The organism is Microbacterium sp. dk485 (assembly GCF_004570445.1).
Lineage (GTDB): Bacteria > Actinomycetota > Actinomycetes > Actinomycetales > Microbacteriaceae > Microbacterium > Microbacterium wangchenii.
In genome coordinates this window covers 1,489,186-1,511,936 of the sequence record NZ_SPQW01000001.1, presented here as the reverse complement: position 1 = coordinate 1,511,936, position 22,751 = coordinate 1,489,186, and the positions used below count along the sequence as shown (strand labels likewise).

Annotated in this window: 21 protein-coding genes; 8 read left to right on the top strand and 13 right to left on the bottom strand. The window is 69.4% G+C overall.

Translation table 11 applies throughout. From position 1 onward, the window contains the following. Both E4V99_RS07110 and E4V99_RS07105 read left to right on the top strand, forming a co-directional pair. The gene (locus E4V99_RS07110) at positions 1 to 1,164 is read left to right on the top strand and encodes a DUF4185 domain-containing protein (RefSeq protein ID WP_135116783.1); all 1,164 of its coding nucleotides are present in this window, start codon (positions 1 to 3) and stop codon (positions 1,162 to 1,164) included. Positions 1,165 to 1,264: 100 nt separating this feature from the next. After that, the gene (locus E4V99_RS07105) at positions 1,265 to 2,779 is read left to right on the top strand and encodes a DUF4185 domain-containing protein (protein WP_167758092.1); all 1,515 of its coding nucleotides are present in this window, start codon (positions 1,265 to 1,267) and stop codon (positions 2,777 to 2,779) included. Positions 2,780 to 2,840: 61 nt separating this feature from the next. Here E4V99_RS07105 and E4V99_RS07100 read toward each other — a convergent pair whose 3' ends face one another. From E4V99_RS07100 to E4V99_RS07075, 6 genes are all read right to left on the bottom strand, one after another. Beyond that, positions 2,841 to 3,446 carry a hypothetical protein gene (locus E4V99_RS07100; protein ID WP_135070280.1) on the bottom strand — a complete coding sequence of 202 codons (606 nt, stop codon included), beginning with the start codon at positions 3,444 to 3,446 and terminating at the stop codon, positions 2,841 to 2,843. 45 nt (positions 3,447 to 3,491) lie between these two features. Next, entirely contained in the window at positions 3,492 to 4,361 is an 870-nt protein-coding gene (locus tag E4V99_RS07095; protein WP_135070285.1) for a carbohydrate ABC transporter permease, read from the bottom strand. Beyond that, complete coding sequence (locus E4V99_RS07090) at positions 4,361 to 5,314, bottom strand: sugar ABC transporter permease (protein WP_240742752.1); 954 nt, start codon at positions 5,312 to 5,314, stop codon at positions 4,361 to 4,363. The genes E4V99_RS07095 and E4V99_RS07090 overlap by 1 nt, the downstream gene beginning before the upstream one ends. 68 nt (positions 5,315 to 5,382) lie before the next feature. Then, the gene (locus tag E4V99_RS07085; RefSeq protein ID WP_135070288.1) at positions 5,383 to 6,735 is read right to left on the bottom strand and encodes an extracellular solute-binding protein; all 1,353 of its coding nucleotides are present in this window, start codon (positions 6,733 to 6,735) and stop codon (positions 5,383 to 5,385) included. Between the two features lie 443 nt (positions 6,736 to 7,178). After that, on the bottom strand, positions 7,179 to 8,201 hold the full coding sequence (locus E4V99_RS07080) for an ADP-ribosylglycohydrolase family protein (RefSeq protein WP_135070291.1): 1,023 nt from the start codon (positions 8,199 to 8,201) through the stop codon (positions 7,179 to 7,181). Beyond that, positions 8,198 to 9,184 (bottom strand): ADP-ribosylglycohydrolase family protein, encoded by a 987-nt coding sequence (locus tag E4V99_RS07075; RefSeq protein ID WP_135070293.1) that lies wholly within the window; start codon positions 9,182 to 9,184, stop codon positions 8,198 to 8,200. Before E4V99_RS07075 ends, E4V99_RS07080 begins: the two co-directional genes overlap by 4 nt. A 140-nt stretch (positions 9,185 to 9,324) precedes the next feature. Between E4V99_RS07075 and E4V99_RS07070 the strand changes: the two genes are divergently transcribed. From E4V99_RS07070 to E4V99_RS07055, 4 genes are all read left to right on the top strand, one after another. Beyond that, positions 9,325 to 10,311 (top strand): LacI family DNA-binding transcriptional regulator, encoded by a 987-nt coding sequence (locus E4V99_RS07070; RefSeq protein WP_167747842.1) that lies wholly within the window; start codon positions 9,325 to 9,327, stop codon positions 10,309 to 10,311. Positions 10,312 to 10,352: 41 nt separating this feature from the next. Beyond that, complete coding sequence (locus tag E4V99_RS07065; protein WP_135116781.1) at positions 10,353 to 11,690, top strand: extracellular solute-binding protein; 1,338 nt, start codon at positions 10,353 to 10,355, stop codon at positions 11,688 to 11,690. Between the two features lie 102 nt (positions 11,691 to 11,792). Beyond that, positions 11,793 to 12,638 carry a sugar ABC transporter permease gene (locus E4V99_RS07060; protein WP_135070302.1) on the top strand — a complete coding sequence of 282 codons (846 nt, stop codon included), beginning with the start codon at positions 11,793 to 11,795 and terminating at the stop codon, positions 12,636 to 12,638. Continuing rightward, entirely contained in the window at positions 12,638 to 13,492 is an 855-nt protein-coding gene (locus tag E4V99_RS07055; protein ID WP_167747843.1) for a carbohydrate ABC transporter permease, read from the top strand. Before E4V99_RS07060 ends, E4V99_RS07055 begins: the two co-directional genes overlap by 1 nt. Before the next feature lie 43 nt (positions 13,493 to 13,535). Here the strand turns inward: E4V99_RS07055 and E4V99_RS07050 are convergent, their stop codons facing one another. The 4 genes from E4V99_RS07050 to dnaK all read right to left on the bottom strand — a co-directional run bounded on the left by E4V99_RS07050 (position 13,536) and on the right by dnaK (position 17,628). Beyond that, complete coding sequence (locus E4V99_RS07050; protein ID WP_135070308.1) at positions 13,536 to 13,994, bottom strand: MerR family transcriptional regulator; 459 nt, start codon at positions 13,992 to 13,994, stop codon at positions 13,536 to 13,538. A 98-nt stretch (positions 13,995 to 14,092) separates the two neighbouring features. Next, positions 14,093 to 15,085, bottom strand: coding sequence for a DnaJ C-terminal domain-containing protein (locus tag E4V99_RS07045; RefSeq protein WP_135070311.1), 993 nt, complete (start codon positions 15,083 to 15,085; stop codon positions 14,093 to 14,095). Between the two features lie 5 nt (positions 15,086 to 15,090). Further along, complete coding sequence (grpE, locus tag E4V99_RS07040; protein WP_135070314.1) at positions 15,091 to 15,753, bottom strand: nucleotide exchange factor GrpE; 663 nt, start codon at positions 15,751 to 15,753, stop codon at positions 15,091 to 15,093. A gap of 9 nt (positions 15,754 to 15,762) precedes the next feature. Further along, positions 15,763 to 17,628 carry a molecular chaperone DnaK gene (dnaK, locus tag E4V99_RS07035; protein ID WP_135116780.1) on the bottom strand — a complete coding sequence of 622 codons (1,866 nt, stop codon included), beginning with the start codon at positions 17,626 to 17,628 and terminating at the stop codon, positions 15,763 to 15,765. A gap of 268 nt (positions 17,629 to 17,896) precedes the next feature. On the opposite strand from dnaK, the gene E4V99_RS07030 reads away from it, so the two are divergent. Then, on the top strand, positions 17,897 to 19,213 hold the full coding sequence (locus E4V99_RS07030; RefSeq protein WP_135116779.1) for an MFS transporter: 1,317 nt from the start codon (positions 17,897 to 17,899) through the stop codon (positions 19,211 to 19,213). Between the two features lie 104 nt (positions 19,214 to 19,317). On the opposite strand, the gene E4V99_RS18605 is transcribed toward E4V99_RS07030, so the two are convergent. Then, positions 19,318 to 19,857 (bottom strand): MarR family winged helix-turn-helix transcriptional regulator, encoded by a 540-nt coding sequence (locus E4V99_RS18605; RefSeq protein WP_245233133.1) that lies wholly within the window; start codon positions 19,855 to 19,857, stop codon positions 19,318 to 19,320. Positions 19,858 to 19,973: 116 nt separating this feature from the next. On the opposite strand from E4V99_RS18605, the gene E4V99_RS07020 reads away from it, so the two are divergent. Continuing rightward, entirely contained in the window at positions 19,974 to 20,756 is a 783-nt protein-coding gene (locus tag E4V99_RS07020) for a hypothetical protein (RefSeq protein WP_135116778.1), read from the top strand. Between the two features lie 68 nt (positions 20,757 to 20,824). On the opposite strand, the gene E4V99_RS07015 is transcribed toward E4V99_RS07020, so the two are convergent. Both E4V99_RS07015 and dcd read right to left on the bottom strand, forming a co-directional pair. Then, positions 20,825 to 21,847: a zinc-dependent alcohol dehydrogenase gene (locus E4V99_RS07015; protein ID WP_135070326.1), complete on the bottom strand. Its 1,023-nt coding sequence runs from the start codon at positions 21,845 to 21,847 to the stop codon at positions 20,825 to 20,827. 106 nt (positions 21,848 to 21,953) lie between these two features. Beyond that, positions 21,954 to 22,559, bottom strand: coding sequence for a dCTP deaminase (gene dcd, locus E4V99_RS07010; protein ID WP_135070329.1), 606 nt, complete (start codon positions 22,557 to 22,559; stop codon positions 21,954 to 21,956). Between the last annotated feature and the right edge of the window lie 192 nt (positions 22,560 to 22,751).

The window sequence follows — 22,751 nt, the reverse complement described above, 5'->3', positions numbered from 1 at the left end:
ATGAAGGCGCCGCGGGCCGCCGGGACGGGACTCCTCGTCGTGGCCCTGGCACTGTCGGCCTGCTCGGCGGCGCCTGAGGTGCCCTCGCCGGACGCCCCCCTGCGCGGCGAGGTCGCGGACGGCGTGACGGTGGTGGGGGTCTCCGACGGAGACCTGTGGCCCAGCTGCTGGGCGGACGACGACGCGCTCTACGCCGCGAACGGCGACGGCGGCGGATTCGGCTTCGAGTTCTTCGACATCGCGGTCAATCGCCTCACCGGTTCACCCGAAGACGAGGCGGGAGTGGAGGGCGAGTTCCTCGCCGGCGGAGACGCGCTCGGCCAGGTGTGGTCGGGCGCGCAGTTCACCCGCAAGCCCACCGGGATGCTGTGCACCGACGAGGCGATCTACCTCGCCGTGCAGGATCTGCGGCTCGACTTCAACGAGGCCCCGGCAGCGACGATCGCCCGCAGTGACGACTACGGCGAAACCTGGACGTGGGATACGGCCACCCCGATGTTCGGTGACGGCGTCTTCACGACGATCTGGTTCGCCGACTACGGAAAGGCGGGCCGGCACGCACCTGACCCGGAGTATGCGTACGCGTACGGCCTCGACGGCAATTGGCGCGACTCCTTCGACGACTCGGCGCCCGATCCCACCGAGCTCTTCCTGGCACGGGTTCCGCTGGCGTCGGTGCAGGACGCGGCCACGTGGGAGTTCTACGCCGGCGAGCCCGGCGCCTCCGAGCCGACGTGGAGCCCGGACATCGCGCGCAAGCGGCCGGTGCTGATCGACGAGCGGCGGAGATACCCGACGGACGCGGCGGTGCAGCCGGGACAGACCGTCGGGGCTCGGAACCTCAGCGTCCTCTCGCAGGGCGGGGTGACGTTCCTGCCGGCGCTCGAGCGATACGTCTACACCTCGTGGACCGAGCTCACCTTCGAGTTCTACGAAGCTCCCGCACCGTGGGGGCCGTGGGAGCTGTTCCTCTCCGAGGACTTCGGGCCGTACCCGTGGACTCAGGACCGCTTCGGCGGCTACGGCACATCGATCCCCTCGAAGTTCCTGTCCGAGGACAACCGCCGCGTGTGGGTGCAGTCCAACGTGTGCCCCTGCGCCCCGGCGGGCATGTCGTCGTATTGGTTCGGCCTGCGACCCCTCGACCTGGATCTGGACGGGTGAAGGCGGCAGCATCCGGGCATCGACGACGCAGACGCGTCCGCTGACGGAGCGGACCAGGCGAGGAGAGAAGGAGAGTGCGATGAGGCCTCGAAGAACAGCGGTGGCAGGAACGGCCATCGCGGGCCTGGCCATGGCGGGGGTGCTCGCCGTCGGCGGCATCAGTCCGGCGCTGGCCACGGATGCGAAGACCCCGGTGACGGTGGTGGAGAAGCTGACCGGCCCCGACGCCCCGAACAACACGTGGGGGCGGTGGGACATCAAGGCGACCGACCTGGGCGTGATGTGGGACGGCGGTGACGGACGCATCCTCACGGCGTTCGGCGACACCTTCGGCAACGGCTGGGTGGGGCCGGGCGGAGGGTCGGGACCCAACGGCAACTGGCGCAGCAACGTGCTGGTGCGCTCCAGTGACCGCGACCTCTCCGACGGCATGCTCTTCGAGAGCGCCCCGCAGTCGCCCCAGGGCATCGCCAAGGAGCTGATCCCGTCCAAGAAGGTCAGCGGCGACGAGATGACCACGATTCCCACGGCGGGGATCTCGGTGGGCGATCGTCAGTACATGGGGTTCATGTCGGTGCGCCAGTGGGGCGAGCCGGGCTACTGGGACACCAACTACGCCGGGATCGCCTATTCCGACGACGACGGGGAGAACTGGACGGTCTCATCCACGAAGTGGGAGAACGACGCCGACGGGACGAATCCGTTCCAGATGCAGGCTTACGTCAAGAAGGGCGGCGACGTCTACGTCTTCGGCACCCCCAACGGACGCCAGGGCGCCGTGCACGTGGCCAAGGTCTCGCCCCGGAAGATCCTCGACAAGGGCTCCTACCGCTACTGGGACGGCCGGCGCTGGTCGAAGTCGGAGGCGGATGCGGCGCCCGTGGTCCCCGCACCGGCCAGCGAGCTCTCCGTGCACTACGACAGCTTCAGCAAGCGGTTCCTGCTGATGACCCTGTCGGGCGAGGACATCGTCCTGCGCACGGCGAAGAACCCGGAGGGCCCGTGGACCGACCCGCAGGTCGTCGCCAGTTCGTCGGACTACCCGGGCCTGTACGGCGGGTACTTCCATCCGTGGAGCGCCGACGGCGTCATGTATTTCGCGATGTCGCAGTGGAGTCCGTACAACACCTACCTCATGCGCATGCAGATCGACCGCGACGGCGTCATCGTCAATCCCAACCTCGTGGCCGACCCGAGCTTCGAGCGCGGCACGACGATGGGCGACGGCACGAACGGCACGTGGGGGTGCACCCCGAACTGCGGGATCGACACGGCTCCTCCGGAGTCGTTCTCCGGTGATCGCAACGCGTTCGTGCGCTTCGACTCCGGTTGGCGGAACATCTGGCAGAACGTCGACGTGCAACCGGGAACCGACTACCGGCTCACTGGGTTCGTGCGCACCTCGATCAACAGCGATGCCGGGTTTTTCGGCGCACGCTCGCTGGACGGCCAGGTGATCGGCGAGGCCCACTTCATTTCGGTCGGTCCCTGGACGAAGTTCACCGTGGACTTCAACAGCGGCGCCCATGAGGACGTGCAGGTCTTCGCCGGGGTCTGGACGAACAGCGGGGACATCTGGCTGCAGGCCGACGACATCGCCCTGATCCGGCGGTGATGCGGGCGGCCGGTCCGCGGGCGCGCTGCCCCGGGCCGGCCGCCCCGGCCTCATCACGAACTCATCGAAGCGGCGACGGGCGCGCACGGGTGACCGCCTCGCGCACCCAGGCCTCCACCCGGGTGGCGACCTCCCGCGGCTGCAGGGCATCGGTGCCGATGACCTCGGCCGCCCAGCGAGGATCGCCCTTCGACCAGTCCGCCCACCGGCCCCACCGCATCCCGGTGGCGTTGTCGAGGCGGATCACCTCGGCGCCGTCAGCGGGATCGAGGGTGTGCCGCAGGAACCACTCGCCGAACCGGATGTGGTGCACGATGTCCGCTTCCGCATATCCGCGCCGTCGAAGGCGCTCGGCGCGAACGGCCGCCGAGCAGTGCAGCAGACACACCTCGATCGCGTCGAGACGATCCGCCGAGGGTGCGGCCAAGAGCTCTCCCATCGGCACCTGACCGAACAGCACGAGGTGCACGCCGCTCGTCTGAAGCGATACCGCCCTCTGCACCCACTGCTCGACTGCGGCGTGCCGCCACGCGGTGTCGGCGTCGGGCGGCACCCCCACGCTGTCGAACTCCGCGCACTCCAGCGGCAGGCCCCGGGCCGCATCGGCCAGTGCAGCAAGCGTGGTGGACTTCCCGGCCGCGCTGGCGCCGGTGACGAGGAGCAGCACGGTCCTCCTCGGGTCGTCTCGCCTGCGTCGCTTTCGGCGTCGCGGCTATTTGAGGCCGGCCATCTTGATGTTGCCGATGATCTGGCGCTGGAAGATCAGGAAGATGATGATGACCGGTGCCGCCGCGAGGGTGGACCCGGCCATGAGCAGCCCCAGCTCGGTCGCCCGCTCCGAGCGGAACGTGGCGAGGTACTGCTGCACGACGAACTGGTCGGGCGAGGTGATCGTGAGGATCGGCCACACGTAGGAGTTCCAGTAGGCGAGGAACGCCGTGATCCCCATCACCACGAACGGCGGCTTCGACAGGGGCAGGAAGACGTTGACGAAGATGCGGAAGCGTCCGCAGCCATCGAGCATCGCCGCCTCCTCGAGGCTCGAGGGGATGCTGAGGTAGAACTGCCGGATGAAGAAGATGGTCCCCGCGCTGGCCGCGCCCGGGATGACCAGGACGGCGAGCGTGTCGAGCATCTGCAGGTTCGTCACGACGATGAAGCTCGTCAGCAGGATGGTCATGCCGGGGATGAACATCGTCGTGATGACGATGACCCACAGCGTGCGCTTGAAACGGAAATCCAGGCGCGCGAAGGCGTACGCCGCGAGCGAATTGACCGACAGGGCGAGCACGGTGAACAGCACCGCTCCCAGGAAGGTCCACAGCATCGTCCGGGTGAAGGTCGGATCGGCCAGGATCTGCGCGTAGTTCTCCCACAGCCACACCTCGGGGAAGAACTGGAACGGCGTCTGCACGACCTCGGTGCGCGACTTGAAGCCGGCGATCACCATCCACGCGAGCGGGAACAGCGCGGCCAGGACGAAGACCACTCCGATGATCGCCTTGCCGACCGCGAACAGCCACCACCGCGCGTCGCGCGTGACGCGACGCGTCGGGAGGACGGCGGGGGATGCGACGGCCATCAGTCGACCAGCCTCTCGGAGTTGACGAATCGGAAGACCAGCGCCGAGACCGACCCCAGCACCACGAACAGCAGTAGCGCCGCCGCGATGGAGTAGCCGACGTTGATGTCGTTGCGGAAGTGGTTGAAGATGAACAGGTTCGGCAGCGTGGTGGAGTCCAACGGCCCGCCGCCGGTCATCACGAGGGGCAGTTCGAACTGCTGGATGGCCGCGACGAATCCGGTGATGAGGAGATACAGCAGCACGTTCTTCATCTGGGGGATCGTGATGTACCGCGTCTTCTGCCACCAGTCGGCGCCCTCCATCGCCGCCGCCTCGTAGTACTCCGTCGGCACGTCCACCATCGCCGCGACCATGATGAGCGAGGTCAGGCCCATCCCCAGCCAGATCGCCGGGATCGCGATGGCCAGCAGCGCCCACGCCGGGTCGCCGATCCACGCGATCGGGTCGATGCCGAACAGCGACAGCGTGGCGTTGAGCAAGCCCCCGGAGTAGTTGTAGATCAGCGCGAAGATGATCGAGGTGATGACGGCCGAGATGATCGTCGGGATGTAGATGCTCACCTTGAGCAGTCCGGCGAAGCGGCGCGAGACGCTCACGACGAGGCTGGCGAAGAAGAATGCCAGGATGAGCATCGGCGGCACGGTCATGGCCACGAACGCGAACCCGCGGCCGATCGCGGCCCAGAACAGCGGGTCGCTCAGCACGTTGGTGAAGTTCCGCCAGCCGACGAACTCCGGGTCTTTGTAGAAGCTCCAGTCCTGGAACGACAGGAAGGTCGCATAGACCGCCGGCCACGCGACGAAGATGCCCAGCAGCACCACCGCCGGCAGGATGAACAGGTAGGCGCTCCGGCCGTCGCGGAACCTCGTGCGGCTGACGCCGCCGCGGGGTCGGCGACCGGGCAGGATCATCGGCTCGGTCTCGGTCATCATCGTCTGCGTCGCGGTCACGTCGCACCTCCTCGTGCTCACACCGGCGACCCGGGGGCCGAAGCGATCGGCCCCCGGGTCGGGTGAGGTCAGTCCTTCGGCGCCTTGCTGGGCAGGTCGTCGCGCTGGATCACCGTAGTGATCGCGTCGCTCGCGGTCTTGATCGCGTCATCCACCGAGGCAGCGCCCTTCATGGCCGACTCCATCGCGGTGCCGACGGCCAGCGAGACATCCCACGGGTAGGTGGGCTCGGGGATGGCCGTGGGTGCGATGTCGTTCACGATGATGCCCGACCAGGGTGCATCCGCCGCCGCCGGGTCGGCGGCCACAGCCTCCTGCACGGCGTCGCGCACGGGCACCTTCGTGAACTGCGTGTTGACGAAGAACGGGACGAGGTTCTCGGCGTCGCCACCGATGGCCCACTCGAGGAAGGCGCCGGCGGCTTCGGCGTTCTTCGTCTTGGCGTCGACCACCCACTTGAAGTTGCCGAGCGTCGTGGCGGTGTCGCCGGCTGCGGAGTCGGCGTTCGGGAACGCGCCGATGCCGGTCGCACCGAGCAGGTCGGGGAAGTCCGAGCCGATCTCCGACATCATCCACGAGCCGGAGACCTTGAAGGCCACCTTCTCCTCGCCGAAGTCCTGGCCTTCGACGTAGGCGGCCAGCGCCTGCTTGGGCATGTAGCCCTCGTCCCACAACGACTTGTAGCTGTTCATCAGCTCGCGGTATCCGTCATCGTCGATGTCAGGCTCGCTCCAGTCCGATGACAGCGCGGTGTGACCGGCGAAGTTGTACTGCTGGCCGACGGTCGACCACGCGAAGGTCGGCGCATCGCTGGCCGGGGAGATGCAGTACTGACCCTCGCCCAGAGTGGGCTGGATGGCCGCGCACATGTCGAGCAGCTCGCTCCAGGTGGCCGGTCCCGTCTCGGGGTCGAGGCCCGCGGCGGAGAGCATGTCCTTGTTCCAGAAGAGCACGGTCTGCGGCTCGAGCAGGAGCGGGTAGGCGTAGAAGGTGTCTCCGACGGCGGACACCGGCTTCGCGGCGTCGATGATCTCCCCGAGCGCCTCGTCGGAGACGATCCCGTTGAGCTCGTGGAGCTGCCCGGCGTTGACGGCGTCCTGGATCGCACCCGGGTGGGTGTAGACGTCGGGCGCCTTGCCTGCGGCCTGAGCCGACTTCATCTTCTGGTCCCACGCGTCGGCCGGCACCTCCGTGGCGACGACCTTGACCTCGTCCTGGGACTCGTTGAACTGCTTGACGATGTCGGCGTACCACTCGTTCTCGGCAGGCGTGAACGTGCGGTGCCAGAACTGAACCGTAGCGACACCGTCCTCGCCGCTCCCGCCGCCGCTGGCTCCGCACCCCGCCAGCAGTGCGCCGATGCCGAGAGCACTGATCGCAATGACCGCGCCACGACGGCTGCGCGATGTCGTCCGCTTCATGACTTCCTCCTCAGGAGCCGACTCGTCGATGAGTCCTTCGCTGTATCCGACCTCCGTGGTCGGTCTTGGTGCCGAGCGGGCGGCGGCCCGGAGCCGACGTCATGAGCTCGTCGGGGCCACACTAGACGAAATCGATTTCATCTGCAACGGCGACGATCATCGTCACTTCTCGGGCCGCGTGGGTGTGCTTCCGGGAGCGGGGCGACCGCTGTCCTCGCGGCCCTCAGGCGAGATGTGCAAGCCCGCGCTAATCTCCAGACCTGAGTGCAATCGATTTCAGCACCGCGTCCGCCATCGAGTCGACGCCGCCGTACGCACCAGCCCGGGGCGGCGTCAAGCTCCCCGCGCGATGACGTGGCCGCGACGGCGTCCCGCGTGACGGCGCGCGCGGCGATCACCGGCAGTCCACCTCGCCCCCGCCCGCCGCCGGGCTGGGGTGGCGGTCACACGCCGCGCTCTGCGAGTGCAGAGAGGTCCGCGACTAGTTCCGACAAAGACCACCCGGCGGTCACCGGGTTCAACACCCCGGTCAGACGACTTAGGCCATGATCGGCGATCGGACTGCCGGCTGCGCCGCACAACGCACCGACGAGGGCAGGAAGGCTGTCCTGGTGACGCGTGATCGATAGCGCGAGGGGGAGCGCCCGCTCGTGATCACCGTCGGTGCCGCGCAGGATGGCCAGCGCCAGCGGCAGCGTCTCGGTGACAGTGCCGCCGTGGCTGTAGGTGCGCGGGGCGAACCGGGCCACGAGCGCCGGCACTGCAGCGAACGGCGAGGGCGCCGCATCCACAAGGGCGAACGCTTCGCGGATGCCGTCGACGAGCCAGTCGTCAGCGGCGGCGAGGTCGGTGGCGTCTTCGAGCGCCGTGGCGAGCGCCGTTTCCCCGAGGAGCGAGGAGACCAGCCGGGCGACGACGGCTGCCGCGTGCACGCCGACGTCGTCATGCGTCAGCGTGGCGAGATCGCGCGCGACCTCTGCCGCCACCCGAGGCTCAGCCACGGCGATACCGACCGCCAGGGATCCGGGCAGGGCGGTGTCGTCGTAGAACGCCGGGTTGTCCGCACCGGTCTGCGGCGGCCGGAGGCCAGCTGCCGCGTTCAGCAGCGCGGAGCGCTGCGCCGGTCCAGCCCAGGCGTCCTCCCCCGAGACGAGCCCGATCCAGGTCTCGAAGAGCGAATCGGCCGTCCACTCGTGCGTGTCCAGGAGCGTGCGCGCGGCGATGGCGAAGCCTTCGGCGTCGTCGGTGGCGACCAGCGGCGCTGCGCCGACCGCGGAGAGGACGAACGGAAGGACCGGACGGATGACGCGGCTGCTGTCCAATTGGGCCGCCCCCTCGCGGAGCATCCCCCGCACCCACGGGTCTCGTACCGTCCGGTGCTCGCTGGCCGGCGCCCCCAGCGCGTCACCCAGTGCGAGCCCGCGCACGAGAGCGGTCGCGCGGTGGCGGCGGTTCGAAGTCGTCATGCGCGTCGCTCCCGGTCGGCTTCGGCCCGGGCGACGAGTGCATCGGCGAGATCGATGAGATCGGTGCCGGCAGTCGCCTCGATGCAGCGGCCGGTGACCGCACGTACCCGTGCCACCCGATCCGGCGGAAGTGCCGCGGCACCGTGCAAGGCGCCTGCGACGGCTCCGCCCATGGCGGCGATCGTGTCGGAGTCGCGGCCGATGTTCACGCCCGACTCGATGACGTCCAGGCGGCCATCGACGGCGCGGAGCAGCCCCACGCACAGCGCGAGGGCCTCGGGAGCGACATCGGCCCACATGTAGTGGCGCAGCGGGATGGCCTCGAACAGCGTCTCCTCCGCTTCTGCCGGCGACGCGCAGCCCTCGACCAGGTCCAGCGCGCGGCGGACCAGACGCAGCGACCACGAGTCGGCAGGCAGGGCGGAGAGCATCGCATCCAGGACCGGCTCGAACGTCTCCGACACCATCGCGACGGCGACGCCGGCCGCCACAGCCTCGGCGCAGAAGACGCCGTCGCGCGAATGGCTCACCCGGGCATCGGCCACCGCCATACGACGGGCGAGGTTCACATCCCCGGCGGCGTAGACGCCGATCGGGGCGACGCGCATCGCGGCGCCGTCGCTCCACATCTCGGCGTTGCGACGACCGCTGGCCGGTGGCCGAAGGCCGGCCTGCAGATTCGCGATCGCGATCATCTCGCTGAACCCCGCTCCGTGGAACCCACCGCGCTGGCGCCGCAGCGCCTCCTGCCATGTCCGGGCGACGACGTCCGAGGTGAGGGCGTCGCCGGCAGCGAGCACCCCGCGAGCGCACAGCACCGCGTACTCGGTGTCGTCGGTGCCCGCGGCATCCTCCTCGACGAAGTCGGTCACCCGACCCCACCGCTCCCGGATCGCCGGCAGGGTCATCCCCTCGGTCGGGGCGCCCATGGCATCCCCGATGGCCAACCCCAGGAGGGCGCCCCGGGCGCGGTCCGTGTCCATGTGACTCACATTCTCAGAACGTTTTGCGTCTTATGTCGTCTTCTGCCTGCGACGTAACCAGGAATTTACACGGTCACGTTTGCGTCTGCGGTCCGATTCTCGCATGCTGGTGCAAAACCTTTTGCGATGTGAGGAGCACGATGGTCGGCATTCGCGACGTCGCCGAGGCCGCCGGGGTGAGCGCATCCACAGTGTCCCAGGTCGTCACAGGGAAGCGCCCCGTCGCCGCGACCACGCGCGCTCGCGTGGAGGATGCGATCGCCCGTCTCGACTACCGCCCGCACCCCGGCGCCGCGCAATTGCGCGGCGGACGCAGCGGCACCATCGCCCTGGTCGTCCCGACGCTGGAGAACCCGTTCTATCCCCTCGTCGCTGCCGGGATGCAGGACATCCTCGTGCCCCGCGACCTGCTTCTGACCATCACCGACTCCTCCGGACCCCGTCGTTCGGACAGCGCCATCCGCCGACTGGTCTCCAGGCGCGTGGACGGCATCGTGGCGGCACCCTTCGGTTTCTCCACCGAGACGCTGGCGGAGTTGCGCGACGCGGGAGTGCCGTTCGTCACGCTGGGCGCAGCGCCGGTTCCCGGGGGCGACCTCGTCCACACCGATGACGTCGAAGGCGCACGGGAGGTGACCGCCCATCTCCTGTCGCGCGGCTACCGCCGCATCGCGTTCCTCGGCGGCGACGAGAGCGCCACGCCCACCCGGCAGCGACTGGAGGGCGTGCGCAGCGCACTGGCGGCTGCGGGCGGCGATCCGGCTGCGGCCGCCGTCGCCTTCACCGACTTCACCCGCGAGGGCGGACGGCAGGGCACTCGCGAGCTGCTGGCCCGCGACCCCGCACCGGATGCGATCGTCGCGGCCAACGACCTGATGGCCATCGGCGCCATCGACGTGGCCCGGGAGCAGGGGTTGCGCGTGCCCGACGATCTGGCCGTCACGGGATACGACGACATCGAAGCCGCGTCGCTCATCACTCCGTCGCTGACGACCGTGGAGAACCCCGCGCGTGAAATCGGTCGCGCGTGCGCGCGCCTGCTGCTGGAGCGCCTGGACGGGGCAGTGGAGAACGTGACGCGAACCGTGGCCCTGTCACACCGGCTGATCATCCGCGAATCCAGCTGAGTTCCCCAGCATCCCCTTCAACCACCATCAGAAAGAGCAACATGAGCACAATCAAGCGCGGGCTCGCGGCGACCGGTCTCATCGCCGCCGCCGCGGTAGCCCTGGCCGGCTGCACCGGCAGCAGCACGTCCGAGGGCGTCAGCTATTGGGGTGCGTTCTACGCGCCCACCACCGAAGAGGCCTTCCAGGAGATCTTCGTGGACGGCTTCAACGAGGACAGCGATGTCGCCGTCTCGATGGAGGTCAAGGAGCTGATCACGATCGGTCAGCTCACCGATACCGCCGTCTCCGCCGGCCAGGCCCCTGACGTGATCTACACCGACGGCCCGTCGTCAGCATCCGACTTCGCCCGCGCCGACCGCACCCTGCCGTTGGACGAGTACGCGGCCGAGTTCGGCTGGGAGGACAAGCTCCTGCCGTGGGCGTACGAACTGAGCAAGGTCGACGGGAAGATCTCCTCCGTGCCCACCGGCTACGGCTCGATGGTCCTCTACTACAACGCCGAGGTCTTCGCCGAGAACGGGTGGACAGCGCCCACGACGCTCGCCGAGTTCGAGACGGTCGCTCAGGAGGCCGCGGACGCCGGACTCCTGCCACTGGGCGGCGGCAACGCGGGATACCAGGGCATGAGCGAGTGGCTCCTCACGGCCGTGCTCAACGCCGCGGTGGGTCCGGACAAGCTCTACGACGTGCTCACCGGCGAAGCATCCTTCACCGACGCCGAGTTCGTGGCCGCGATCGACCTCATCCAGTCGTGGCTGGACGCCGGTTGGCTCGCCGGCGGACGGGAGTCCTACTTCACCACCGATGACACGGCCAACGTCACCGGGCTCGCCAACGGCACGACCGCGATGTACCTCAGCGGCACGTGGTCGTTCAACTCCATGTCGCAGGTGTTCGAGGATCCGGACGCGTGGGAGTGGGCCCCGCTTCCCTCGCTCAGCGACGCCGTCGAGCCCGGCGTCTTCCCGCTGGCCATCGGCACCGCGCTTTCGGTCAACGCCGACGCGGAAGACCCGGACGCGGCGGCCGCCTTCATCGACTACCTCATCGGCGACGTCGACCGGACCCTGTCGTACACCGCCCGGACGGGGGAGAACCCGCCGCCCCTGGCCATCGGGGCGGACCAGTTCCCGAGCGACGTGGACGAGCGCACCGTTCGCCTGTACAGCGCCATTCCGGAGACCCCGAACGTGGGATACGCCTCGTGGACCTTCTTCCCGCCGCAGACGAACACGTACCTCATCACCGAGTTCGACAAGGTCGTGACCGGCGACATGACCTCCGCCGAATACCTGGCGGGCCTGCAGGCACTGTTCGACGAGGAGTTCGCCGCCGGCGAGACGCTCGCACCGTTCACCCCCGCCAGCCGGGGCTGATCCTTGGCCTCTGTCACGAGCTCACCGCAGACGCGGCGGGGTGCGCGCGCACCCCGTCCGCGTCGGCGGCGACCGCTCTCGAGCACGCGCACCGTCGCCTGGGTGTTCGTCGCGCCGCTGCTGATCGTGAATCTCCTGGTCATCACCGGGCCAGGGGCCGCATCGATCGTCTTCTCCTTCACGGACTGGGACGGCCTGAGCACTCCGGCGTTCGTCGGCCTGGCCAATTACGCCGAGATGCTCTCGTCAGGAGCCGTCCTCAACGCGTTCGTCCACAACATCCTCTGGACGATCTTCTTCCTGATCGTGCCGATGGCGATGGGCCTGGTCGGGGCGTTCCTTCTGTCCCGCATCCGCCGCGGCCAGATCCTCTTCCGCGTCCTGTTCTTCATCCCCTACGTCCTGGCGACGGTCCTTTCCGCCGCGATCTGGCGCCAGATCCTCGACCCTGAGGCCGGCATCGGCGCCGCCTTGGCCGGCCTGGGCATCCCGTTCCTCGCCGATGTCAACTTCCTCGGCAACCCCTCCCTCGCGCTGGGCTCGGTTGCCTTCATCAACACGTGGCAGTGGTGGGGCTTCCTGCTTGTGATCTTCCTCGCCTCCATGCAGGCCGTGGACCCCGCGCTGTATGAGGCCGCTCGCCTGGACGGAGCCGGTCCGGCGCGGGAGTTCTGGAACATCACCCTCCCCTCCATCCGGCCGACGTTCGTCTTCCTCGGTCTCATGACGGTCGTGTGGTCGTTCCTTGTCTTCGACTACATCTACGTGCTCACCCAGGGCGGCCCCGCCGGCTCCACAGACGTCCTCAGCACCGTGATGTACCGGGAGGCGTTCCAGAACCAACGTCACGGTTACGCGTCTTCGATCGCGATGCTGCTCACCGCCATCAGCGCGGCCACGGTCCTCGGATACCTCCTGCTGCGCCGCAAACTGAAATGGGACGTGTGATGAGCACAGCCACTCCGCCCGTCGCCCGCCGTTCCCGGCGCCGCCCGCAGGTCATCACCTGGATCATCCTCGCGATCCTGACCGTGTATGCGCTCGCACCCCTGCTCGTCTTCGCGTTCAATTCGCTGAAGTCCGCGCGGGAGATCGGATCGAACCCGCTCGGGCTTCCGCAGGCCTGGAACTGGGACAACTTCGCGACCGCCTGGGAGCAGGCCCGGATGGGCGGAGCACTGCTCAACAGCGGCATGATCGCCATCGCGACCGGTGTCGGCGTGGCCATCATCGCGTCGATGGCGGCGTACGCGATGACGCGTCTGGACCTTCCCGGCAAGGGCGGCTGGATCGTCTGGCTCCTGGTGTCGTCATCGCTGCCGATCCAGCTGTTCCTCGTCCCCCTGGTCTCATGGTGGTCCCAGCTCCAGCTCTACAACGAGCGCATCGGTCTGGTCATCATCTACTGGGCGGTCTACAGCCCCTTCGCCACTCTCCTGATCAGATCGTTCCTGGTCGGCGTGCCCCGGGAGTTCGAGGAGGCCGCACGCTTGGACGGTGCCGGCGAGTTCCGCCTGTTCTTCCGGGTGGTGCTGCCGATGGTGTGGCCCGGCGTGCTCACCGCGGGTCTGGTCGCTGCCCTACAGGCGTACAACGAGTTCATGCTCGCGGTGACCTTCATCCAGGACCGCGCCTATCAGCCGGTTGCCCTCTCGCTGTATTCCTTCCAGCAGGGCTTCACGACCGACTGGTCACTGGTGAGTGCGGCCGGCATCATCATGGCGCTGCCGGTGGTCATCCTCTTCCTGCTCATGCAGCGGAAATTCATCGAGGGTTACGCGGCCGGCGGGCTGGCCAACTGACCGCCCGCCACATTGCTTCGCTTCCGCGCCGGGACGGGCCCGGTCAGTCCTCGTCGTCCTGCGGGGGTTGCGGGAGATGGTGCCGCGGGCGCCACAGCACGACATCGGTCGCGCGCCGCAGGCGTACGCCGTGACGCAGCGGCACGACGCTGCCCGTCGCACCGGCGGCGAACACGCGCGCGCCGGGGCGCGACTCGCGTTCGTTCATGAGCTGTCGTTCGAGCTCCGACACGCGCCGGGACAGGGAGTGCACCTGCCCCTCGAGCGCGAGGAGCCGCGCGATGGCCGGCAGGCTCATGCCCTCGCCGGACAGGCGCGCGACCTCGCGCAGCTGCTCGACGTGCCGGACGGAGTAGCGGCGCGAGCCGCCCTGCGTGCGGGCAGGGACGACCAGGCCGATGCGGTCGTACTGCCGGAGCGTCTGCGGGTGCATGTTGGACAGCTCGGCGGCCACGGCGATCGCGAAGATCGGCGCATCCTCGTCGATTTCGTGCTCAGCCATTGTGCTCACCCCCGTACGAAATCAGGAGAATCACCGAATTCAGGACGCGCCATGCGGGATGCGTCCTGAAATCGGCGGATCTCCTGATCTCGGTCATGTCAGCTGCGCGCCTTCGACATGAGGTCGGCGCGCGGATTCTCTTTCGGTTCGAGCTCCGAGAACTTCTCCAGCGCCTCGCGGGCCGCGCCGTCCAGGTGCGACGGCACGACGACCTGCACCTCGGCGAGGAGATCCCCCGTGCCCTTGGCCGTCTGCACCCCGCGGCCCTTCACGCGCAACACGCGTCCCGACGGCGTCCCGGGTGCCACTCGGAGCTTCACCGGGTCGCCACCCAGAGTGGGCACCTCGATGGTCGCCCCGAGGGCCGCCTCCGTGAAGGTCACCGGTACGGTCACCCGCAGGTTCAGGCCCTCCCGCGTGAAGACCGGATGCGGCCGCACCGACACCTGCACGACGATGTCGCCGGGCTCGCCGCCATCCGGAGACGGCCGGCCACGACCGCGCAGGCGGATCTTCTGGCCGTCGGAGACCCCGGCGGGGATCTTCACCTTGAACGGCTTGCCGTCCTCGCCCTGGAGCGAGATCGTCTCGCCCTTGGTCGCGGTGACGAAGTCGATCGTCGTGCGGGCGGTGACGTCCGTACCCCGCTGCGGACCTCCGAAGCCCCGGAAGCCCCCGCTCGGCTGGCCGAAGCGGCCGGAGCCGAAGCTCGCGCCGCCCTGATCGAACATCGTGAAGAAGTCGTCGAAGCCGGCGTCGGTGCCGCGGGAACGTCCCCCGCGGCCCTGTCCGAACATGCTGAAGACGTCTTCGAAGCCGCCGGCGTCCGAGCCGCCCGCCGTGAAGCGGGCGCCGGAGCCCATGGCGCGGATCTGGTCGTACTCCGCGCGCTGCTCGGGATCGCTCAGCACGGCGTACGCCTCGCTGACCTCCTTGAACATCGCCTCGGCCTTGGCGTCGCCGGGGTTGGAGTCGGGGTGGTACTTGCGGGCGAGCTTGCGGTAGGTCTTCTTGAGGTCGGCTTCGCTGACGTCCTTATCGACGCCGAGCACCTTGTAGAAGTCCTTGTCGAACCAGTCCTGACTGGCCATGCGGATTAGTCCCCTGAGCTGGTCGAAGGATCAGCCGCCACGGCGACGACGACCTTGGCCGGTCGAAGCTCCACCGAGCCCAGGCGATACCCGACCTCCACGACCTCGAGGATCGTGGGCTCGGTCGCGCCCGGAGTCGGCGCCTGGAAGATGGCCTCGTGCTGCTGCGGGTCGAACAGCTCGCCGGCCTTCCCATACGCCACCACGCCCAGGCGCTCCGCCACGGCGCGCACCTTGTCGCCGATCGCGGCGAACGGCGTCCCCGGCTGCAGGTCGCCGTGCTGTGCGGCACGGTCGAGGTCGTCCAGCACCGGCAGGAGGCCCTTGGCAGCCTCGCCCTGCGCGCGCTCGATCTCGCGTTCGCGCTGCTCCTCGGTGCGCCGCCGGTAGTTGGCGTACTCCGCCTGCAGGCGCTTGAGGTCGATCACGAGCGCAGACTCGTGCTCGTCGGCACGCTCCGAGGGGGAGCCCAGGTCTTCCGCAGCGGCATCGGCGGTCTGCTCGGTCCCCAGGATGTCGTCGATCGTGAGGTCGTCCTGCGCGCCCGCCTCGCCCGACGGCGCGGGGCCGGATGCATCGGCATCCGACCCCGTCGTCTCGTCAGGAGCGGCGCCCTGGCCCCGTGCGTCGTCCGGCTCGGGGAACGTTGCGTCGTCCTTGTTCGTCATGATCCCTGCTTACTTCTTGTCGTCCTCGTCATCGACCACTTCGGCGTCGATGACGTCCTCCTCCGGGTTGGGCACAGTGCCCGCCCCGGGCTCGTTGGCGGCCGGGTCGGGGTTGCCGCCCGCGGCCTGAGAGGACTGGTAGATGGCCTCGCCGATCTGGCTCTGGCTCTGGCTGAGCTTGTCGAACGCGGTCTTCACCGCGTCGTCGTCCTCGCCGGCGAGCGCAGACTTCAGCGCGTCGACGTCGCCCTGGACCGAGGTCTTGACCTCGGTGGGCAGCTTGTCGTCGTTGTCCTTGATGAGCTTCTCCACCGAGTACGCGAGGGTCTCCGCCTGGTTGCGGGTCTCGGCCGACTCGCGGCGCTTCTTGTCCTCGGCGGCGTGCTCCTCGGCCTCGCGCACCATCCGCTCGATGTCCTCCTTGGGCAGCGAAGAGCCGCCCGTGATGGTCATCGACTGCTCCTTGCCGGTGCCCTTGTCCTTCGCCGAGACGTGGACGATGCCGTTGGCGTCGATGTCGAAGGTGACCTCGACCTGCGGGATGCCGCGCGGAGCGGGCGCGATGCCGGTCAGCTCGAACGTGCCCAGCGGCTTGTTGTCGCGCGTGAACTCGCGCTCGCCCTGGAAGACCTGGATCGCCACCGACGGCTGGTTGTCGTCGGCCGTGGTGAAGGTCTCGCTGCGCTTGGTCGGGATGGCGGTGTTGCGCTCGATGAGCTTGGTCATGATGCCGCCCTTGGTCTCGATGCCGAGGCTCAGCGGGGTGACGTCGATGAGGAGGACGTCCTTGCGCTCGCCCTTCAGCACACCGGCCTGGAGGGCCGCGCCCACGGCGACGACCTCATCCGGGTTCACGCCCTTGTTGGCCTCCTTGCCGGCCTCGCGCTTGACGAGCTCGGCGACGGCGGGCATGCGGGTGGAGCCACCCACGAGCACGACGTGCGCGATGTCGGCGACCTTGACGCCGGCTTCGCGGATGACATCCTCGAACGGCTTCTTGGTGCGGTCCAGCAGGTCCTTCGTGAGGTCCTCGAACTTGGCGCGCGTGATGGTCTCGCTCAGCGACACCGGGCCCGAATCCGTCAGCGACAGGTACGGCAGGTTGACGCTGGTCGAGGTGGAGCTGGACAGCTCCTTCTTCGCCTGCTCGGCGGCCTCCTTGAGGCGCTGCAGCGCGATCTTGTCACCGGAGACGTCCACGCCCGTGGTGTCCTTGAACTGCTTGATGAGGTACTCGACGAGGCGCTGGTCCCAGTCGTCACCGCCGAGGCGGTTGTCACCGGCGGTGGAGCGCACCTGGATGGTGGAGAAGTCGTCGTCCTTGCCCACCTCGAGCAGGGAGACGTCGAACGTTCCGCCACCGAGGTCGAAGACGAGGATGAGCTCGTCCTCCTTGCCCTTGTCCAGTCCGTAGGCCAGGGCCGCGGCGGTGGGCTCGTTGATGATGCGGAGCACGTTCAGGCCCGCGATCTCGCCGGCCTCCTTGGTGGCCTGACGCTCGGCGTCGTTGAAGTACGCCGGGACGGTGATGACGGCGTCGGTGACGGCGTCACCGAGGTACTCCTCGGCATCCCGCTTGAGCTTCTGGAGGATGCGCGCGGAGATCTCCTGCGGCGTCCACTTCTTGCCATCGACGTCGAAGGTCCAGGTGGTGCCCATGTGGCGCTTGACGCTGGAGACGGTGCGGTCGACGTTCGTGACGGCCTGGCGCTTGGCGGTCTCGCCGACCAGCACCTCGCCGTCCTTCGTGTAGGCCACGACGGACGGGGTCGTACGGAACCCTTCCGCGTTGGCGATGACCTTCGGCTCGCCGCCTTCGAGGACGCTCACGACCGAGTTGGTCGTACCGAGGTCGATTCCCACTGCACGGGGCATATTGGTCTCTCTCCTTCGTATGAGCCGCGTGGATGCGGCGGCTCGTGGTTGTCAGAAATCTGCGTGCGGCTGCACATTGAGCCGCGATGACTCAACGCTAACCCGGGGCGCCGCGAGTGTCAAGTGAACTTGATATGTCCCGGCTCAAGTTTTCGTCGGCGGGTGCGTCCTCCCGCCGACCCGCCCGGCTACTAGCCTGGGGGTGCGGCACGGGAGCCGCGCGTCGTCCCCCGGGACGGCAGCCGGATGTTCACCGAAGGGCACCACCGTGGCAGACACGTCCTCCTCGCCGGTCGCCGAATCAGCCGGGGCGGGCCCGGGCAGCACGCGCCGCGCCGTCGTGGCGTGGGGCCTGTGGGACTGGGGCTCGGCGGCGTTCAACGCCGTGGTGACGACCTTCGTGTTCACCGTGTACCTCACCGGGGAGAGCTTCGGCCCGTCGGGCCAGGTGGAGGCGCAGCTCGGGTGGGCGCTCGCGGCCGCGGGGGCCCTCGTGGCGGTCCTGGCTCCCGTCATGGGCCAGCGTTCGGACACCTCCGGGCGGCGCAAGCTGTGGCTGGCCGTGAACACGTATGCGGTCGTCGCGCTGACCGCCGCCATGGTCTTCGTCGCACCGGATCCGTCGTTCCTGTGGCTCGGGCTGCTGCTCGTCGCCGCCGGCAACGTCCTGTTCGAGTTCGCCGGCGTCAACTACAACGCGATGCTCTCCCAGGTGTCCACGCCCCGCTCCATCGGCCGCGTCAGCGGCTTCGGATGGGGCATGGGCTACCTCGGCGGCATCGTGCTGCTGCTGATCGTGTACTTCGGCTTCATCCAGGGGCTGTTCGGCATCCCGGACGAGGACGGATGGCCGGTGCGGCTGGCGATGCTCGTCTCGGCGGCATGGTTCGGGATCTTCGCGCTGCCGGTGCTGTTCGCGGTGCCGGAGTACCGCGGCCCGGGGGTCCGGCGCGAGAAGGTCGGTTTCTTCGCGTCGTACGCGCGGCTCGGCCGCGACCTCGCGCGACTGTGGCGCGAGTCGCGCCACACGGTGTGGTTCCTCCTCGCGAGCGCCGTCTTCCGGGACGGGCTGGCCGGGGTGTTCACGTTCGGCGGCGTGCTCGCCGCATCCGTCTTCGGATTCTCCGCGGGCGAGGTGATCCTCTTCGCCATCGCCGCGAACGTCGTGGCCGGCATCTCCACGATCGCCGTGGGGGCGCTGGATGACCGCCTCGGCCCGAAGCCCGTCATCGTGACGGCCCTCATCGGTCTGCTCGTGTCGGGGATGCTGGTGTTCCTGCTGCACGACGGCGGGCAGATCGTGTTCTGGACGGCGGGCCTGGCCCTGTGCCTGTTCGTCGGACCGGCGCAGTCGGCCTCGCGCACGTTCCTCGCCCGCATCATCCCGCCCGGCCGGGAGGGGGAGGTCTTCGGGCTCTACGCGACGACCGGGCGGGCGGTGTCCTTCCTCGCGCCGACCCTGTTCGCGGTGTTCATCTCGATCTTCGGCGAGCCCTACTTCGGGATCCTCGGCATCATGGTCGTCCTGGCCGCGGGCCTCCTGCTCCTCCTGCCCGTGCGCGCCCGGCAGAACGTCCTGACCTGACCGCTGTCGGCGGGGCGGCCGCGACGCGAGAGTGCATCAGGTCGGCCAGAGTGCACCGCATTCCGTGCACTCTCGCCGGGGTGATGCACTCTCGGCGAGGGGGCTCAGCGGGCGGGCCAGGCGTCGGCGAGCTTGGCGAGCAGCCGCGCGAGCTCTGACCGCTCCTGCGGAGTGAACCCTTCCAGGGCGGCTCGGACGGCGTCGCGCTGCGATCCGCGCACGCTGCGGACGAGCGCCTCGCCCGCGTCCGTCAGCGCTACGCGTGCCCGGCGGGCGTCGGCGGGATCCGGCTCGCGGCGCGCGAGTCCGAGCTCGACGGCCTGCTGGATGAGCCGTGAGGCCCTGGGCTGATCGACGCCGATCGCCTCGGCCGCCTCACTGACGCTGAGGGGATGTGATGCGGCGGCCACGGCATCGAGCAGCCGCATGCGCGCCGGCGCGCCCATCCGCCCGTGGCCCCCGGCCCAGGGCGGGCCACCGGCCCACGGCGGACCGCCGCGTCCGCCCGCGTGCTTCCCGCCCCGCGGGTCGGAACGGGGATGCGGGCCAGGACGGCTCGGGTCGCCCGGAGTCCACGGCCCGCGTTCTGCCCGCAGACGCGCGAGGGCGGCGGCGATGTCGTGGGCGGGATCGGAGGTGGTCATCCTGCCAATTTACATGCCACTTGACATGGATTGGAATCGCACGTCAGAGTACATGCACTTGCTTGTCATATGACATGCGTTATGCGGCCGCACGGTCGCCATCGAAAGGACACCCCATGGACACCCCTGACACCTCCCCCGACTCTCCCCCGGACCGCCCCCTCGGATTCTGGCTTCGCACGGTCGATTCCCTGCTCGACGACGCGTTCGCCGAGGTCCTGGCCGGCGACGACCTCTCCCGACGGGACTGGATGCTGCTGAACGCCGTGGACGGTCACCGCACCGCGCCGTGGCTCGCGCAGCGACTCGCGCGCCGCGGCGGGCGAGTGCGCCGGCTCGCCGAGCGCGGCTGGATCGAGGAGACCGCCGACGGCTGGGCGCTCACCGACGCAGGCCGGGATGCGCGCGAGCGGCTCGCCACCGCGGTCGGCGGCATCCGCGATCGCGTCGCCGGCGCCGTCGATCCCGAGGACTTCGCCTCGATGCTGACCTCGCTCGAGGCGATCGCCCGAGAGCTGGGATGGGACGAGACCCGGCCCGTCCCGGCCGCGAATCCGCGCCGATTCGGGCGTCGCGGCGGAGTCCGGCCCGACTTCGGCCCTGGCGAGCGGTCCGGTCGCGGCTTCGGCCCCGGCGAGCGGTTCGAGCGTGGCTTCGGCCCCGGCGAGCGGTTCGAGCGCGGCTTCGGCCCCGGCGAGCGGTTCGAGCGCGGCTTCGGCCCCGGCGCCCGGTCGGGCCGCGGGCACGGGTTCGAGCCTCATCGCCACGCCGGTCGGATGGAGCACCCCTGCGTCGACCACCGCTTCTGGACCGACCACGACGCCGACACCGCTTTCGAGCGGGGCTTCACGGCCGGTTTCACGCAGGGCCGCGCCGCAGCATCCCGCCCGGTCGCATGAGCGGCACCGCTGCCGCGCGCCCTCTTCGCAGTGCACGCGGCAGCGGGATCACCCGGGTGCGCCGACCGCTACGCGGAGTCGGTCAGATCGAACACGAGCCGCGCGGGAACCGAACCGCGCAGCACCTCCTCGATCGACTCCGCCGCATCCGCGAGGCGCCGCGTCTCGGCGATCACGCGCGTACGCCCCAGCGCGTGCAGTCGGAACACCTCGTTCAGGTCCTGCCGTGTTCCGACGATGGATCCGATGATCTGGATGCCCTTGAGCACCGTGTCGAAGACCGGCACCGTGAGCGTCGTGCCCTCGGGCAGCGACACGAGCACCATCCGGCCGCCGCGGTTGAGGCTGCGGAAGGACTGGTCGAACACCGACTGCGCGACGGCGAGGACGATCACGACGTCCGCTCCGCCGAGGGCCTGGATCGCCTCGGCCTGATCCTGCGTCGCGGCGTTGACCACGTGGTCGGCGCCGAGCTCCTTCGCCAGCTGCAGCTTCTCGTCGGACACGTCGACGGCGATGACCTCCGCCCCGACCAGCCGTGCGTACTGCACCGCGAGGTGCCCCAGTCCGCCGATGCCGACGATCGCGACGCGCTCGGAGGGGACGACGTGCGCATTCTTGATGGCCGCATACGTCGTCACTCCCGCACATGCCAGCGGCGCCGCATCCAGCGACGACACCTCGTCGGGAACCGGAACCGCGAAGCGGGCATCCGCCACCGCGTACTCGGCCCACCCGCCGTCGATGGAGTAGCCGGTGTTCTGCTGCGACTCGCACAGATTCTCCCGTCCGGTCTCGCAGTACCGGCATGACCCGCACGCACTGCCGAGCCACGCGAGAGCGACGCGCTGCCCGATCGGCGGCGAATCCACGCCGGGGCCGTGCTTCTCGACGCGACCGATCCCCTCGTGGCCGGGGGTGAAGGGCAGGCCGGGCTTGACCGGCCAGTCGCCGTGCGCCGCGTGGATGTCGGTGTGGCACAGCCCGCACGTCTCGATGTGGACGAGCACCTGCCCGGGGCCGGGTTCGGGGATGGGGATGTCCTCGACCGTGATGGGTGAAGTGAAGGATGAGACGACGGCGGCCTGCATGGCGGTTCTCCTGACATCATCGGCTGCGACCCGTTCGACAGCAGTGTCAGTGTGCGCCGCATCCCGTCAGCGGGCAGGAGTCTTTAGTCCCCTGCCCCCGCCGCGATCAGCGCCCGGGCGATCCGGCGTCGCTGACGCCGACGTCCGTGCGATGGAAGTTGAGGAACGACCGGGATGCCGTGGGCCCGCGCTGGCCCTGGTACCGGTTGCCGTACGTCCCCGAGCCGTAGGGGTTCTCGGCGGGAGAGGACAGCCGGAAGAAGCACAGCTGACCGATCTTCATGCCCGGCCACAGCTTGATCGGCAGCGTCGCGACGTTGGACAGCTCGAGCGTGACGTGGCCGGAGAACCCGGGATCGATGAACCCCGCGGTGGAGTGGGTGAGCAAGCCCAGGCGGCCGAGGGACGACTTCCCCTCCAGGCGCGCGGCGATGTCGTCCGGAAGCGTGATCTGCTCGTACGTCGATCCGAGTGCGAACTCCCCCGGGTGCAGGATGAACGGCTCGTCGGGGGCCACCTCGATGAGCCGCGTGAGCTCGGGCTGGTCTTCGGCCGGGTCGATGAAGGGGTACTTGTGGTTGTCGAAGAGGCGGAAGTAGCGGTCCAACCGCACGTCGACGCTCGACGGCTGCACCATGGTGCCGTCGGATGGGGCGAGTCCGATCCGTCCGGAGTCGAGTTCGCGGATGATGTCACGGTCGGAGAGCAGCACGCGCCCAGCCTAGAGCCGCCCGCCCTCCGGCGCGCGCCCGCGTCGCGCCGCTGCGGCCCGCGCCGCCCGCGTCGCCCCGCGCCGTCCACGTCGCCCCGCGCCGTCCGCGTCGCCCCGCGCCGTCCGCGTCGCCCCGCGCCGTCCGCGTCGCCCCGCGCCGTCCGCGTCGCCCCGCGAGACTGCACGCCCCCG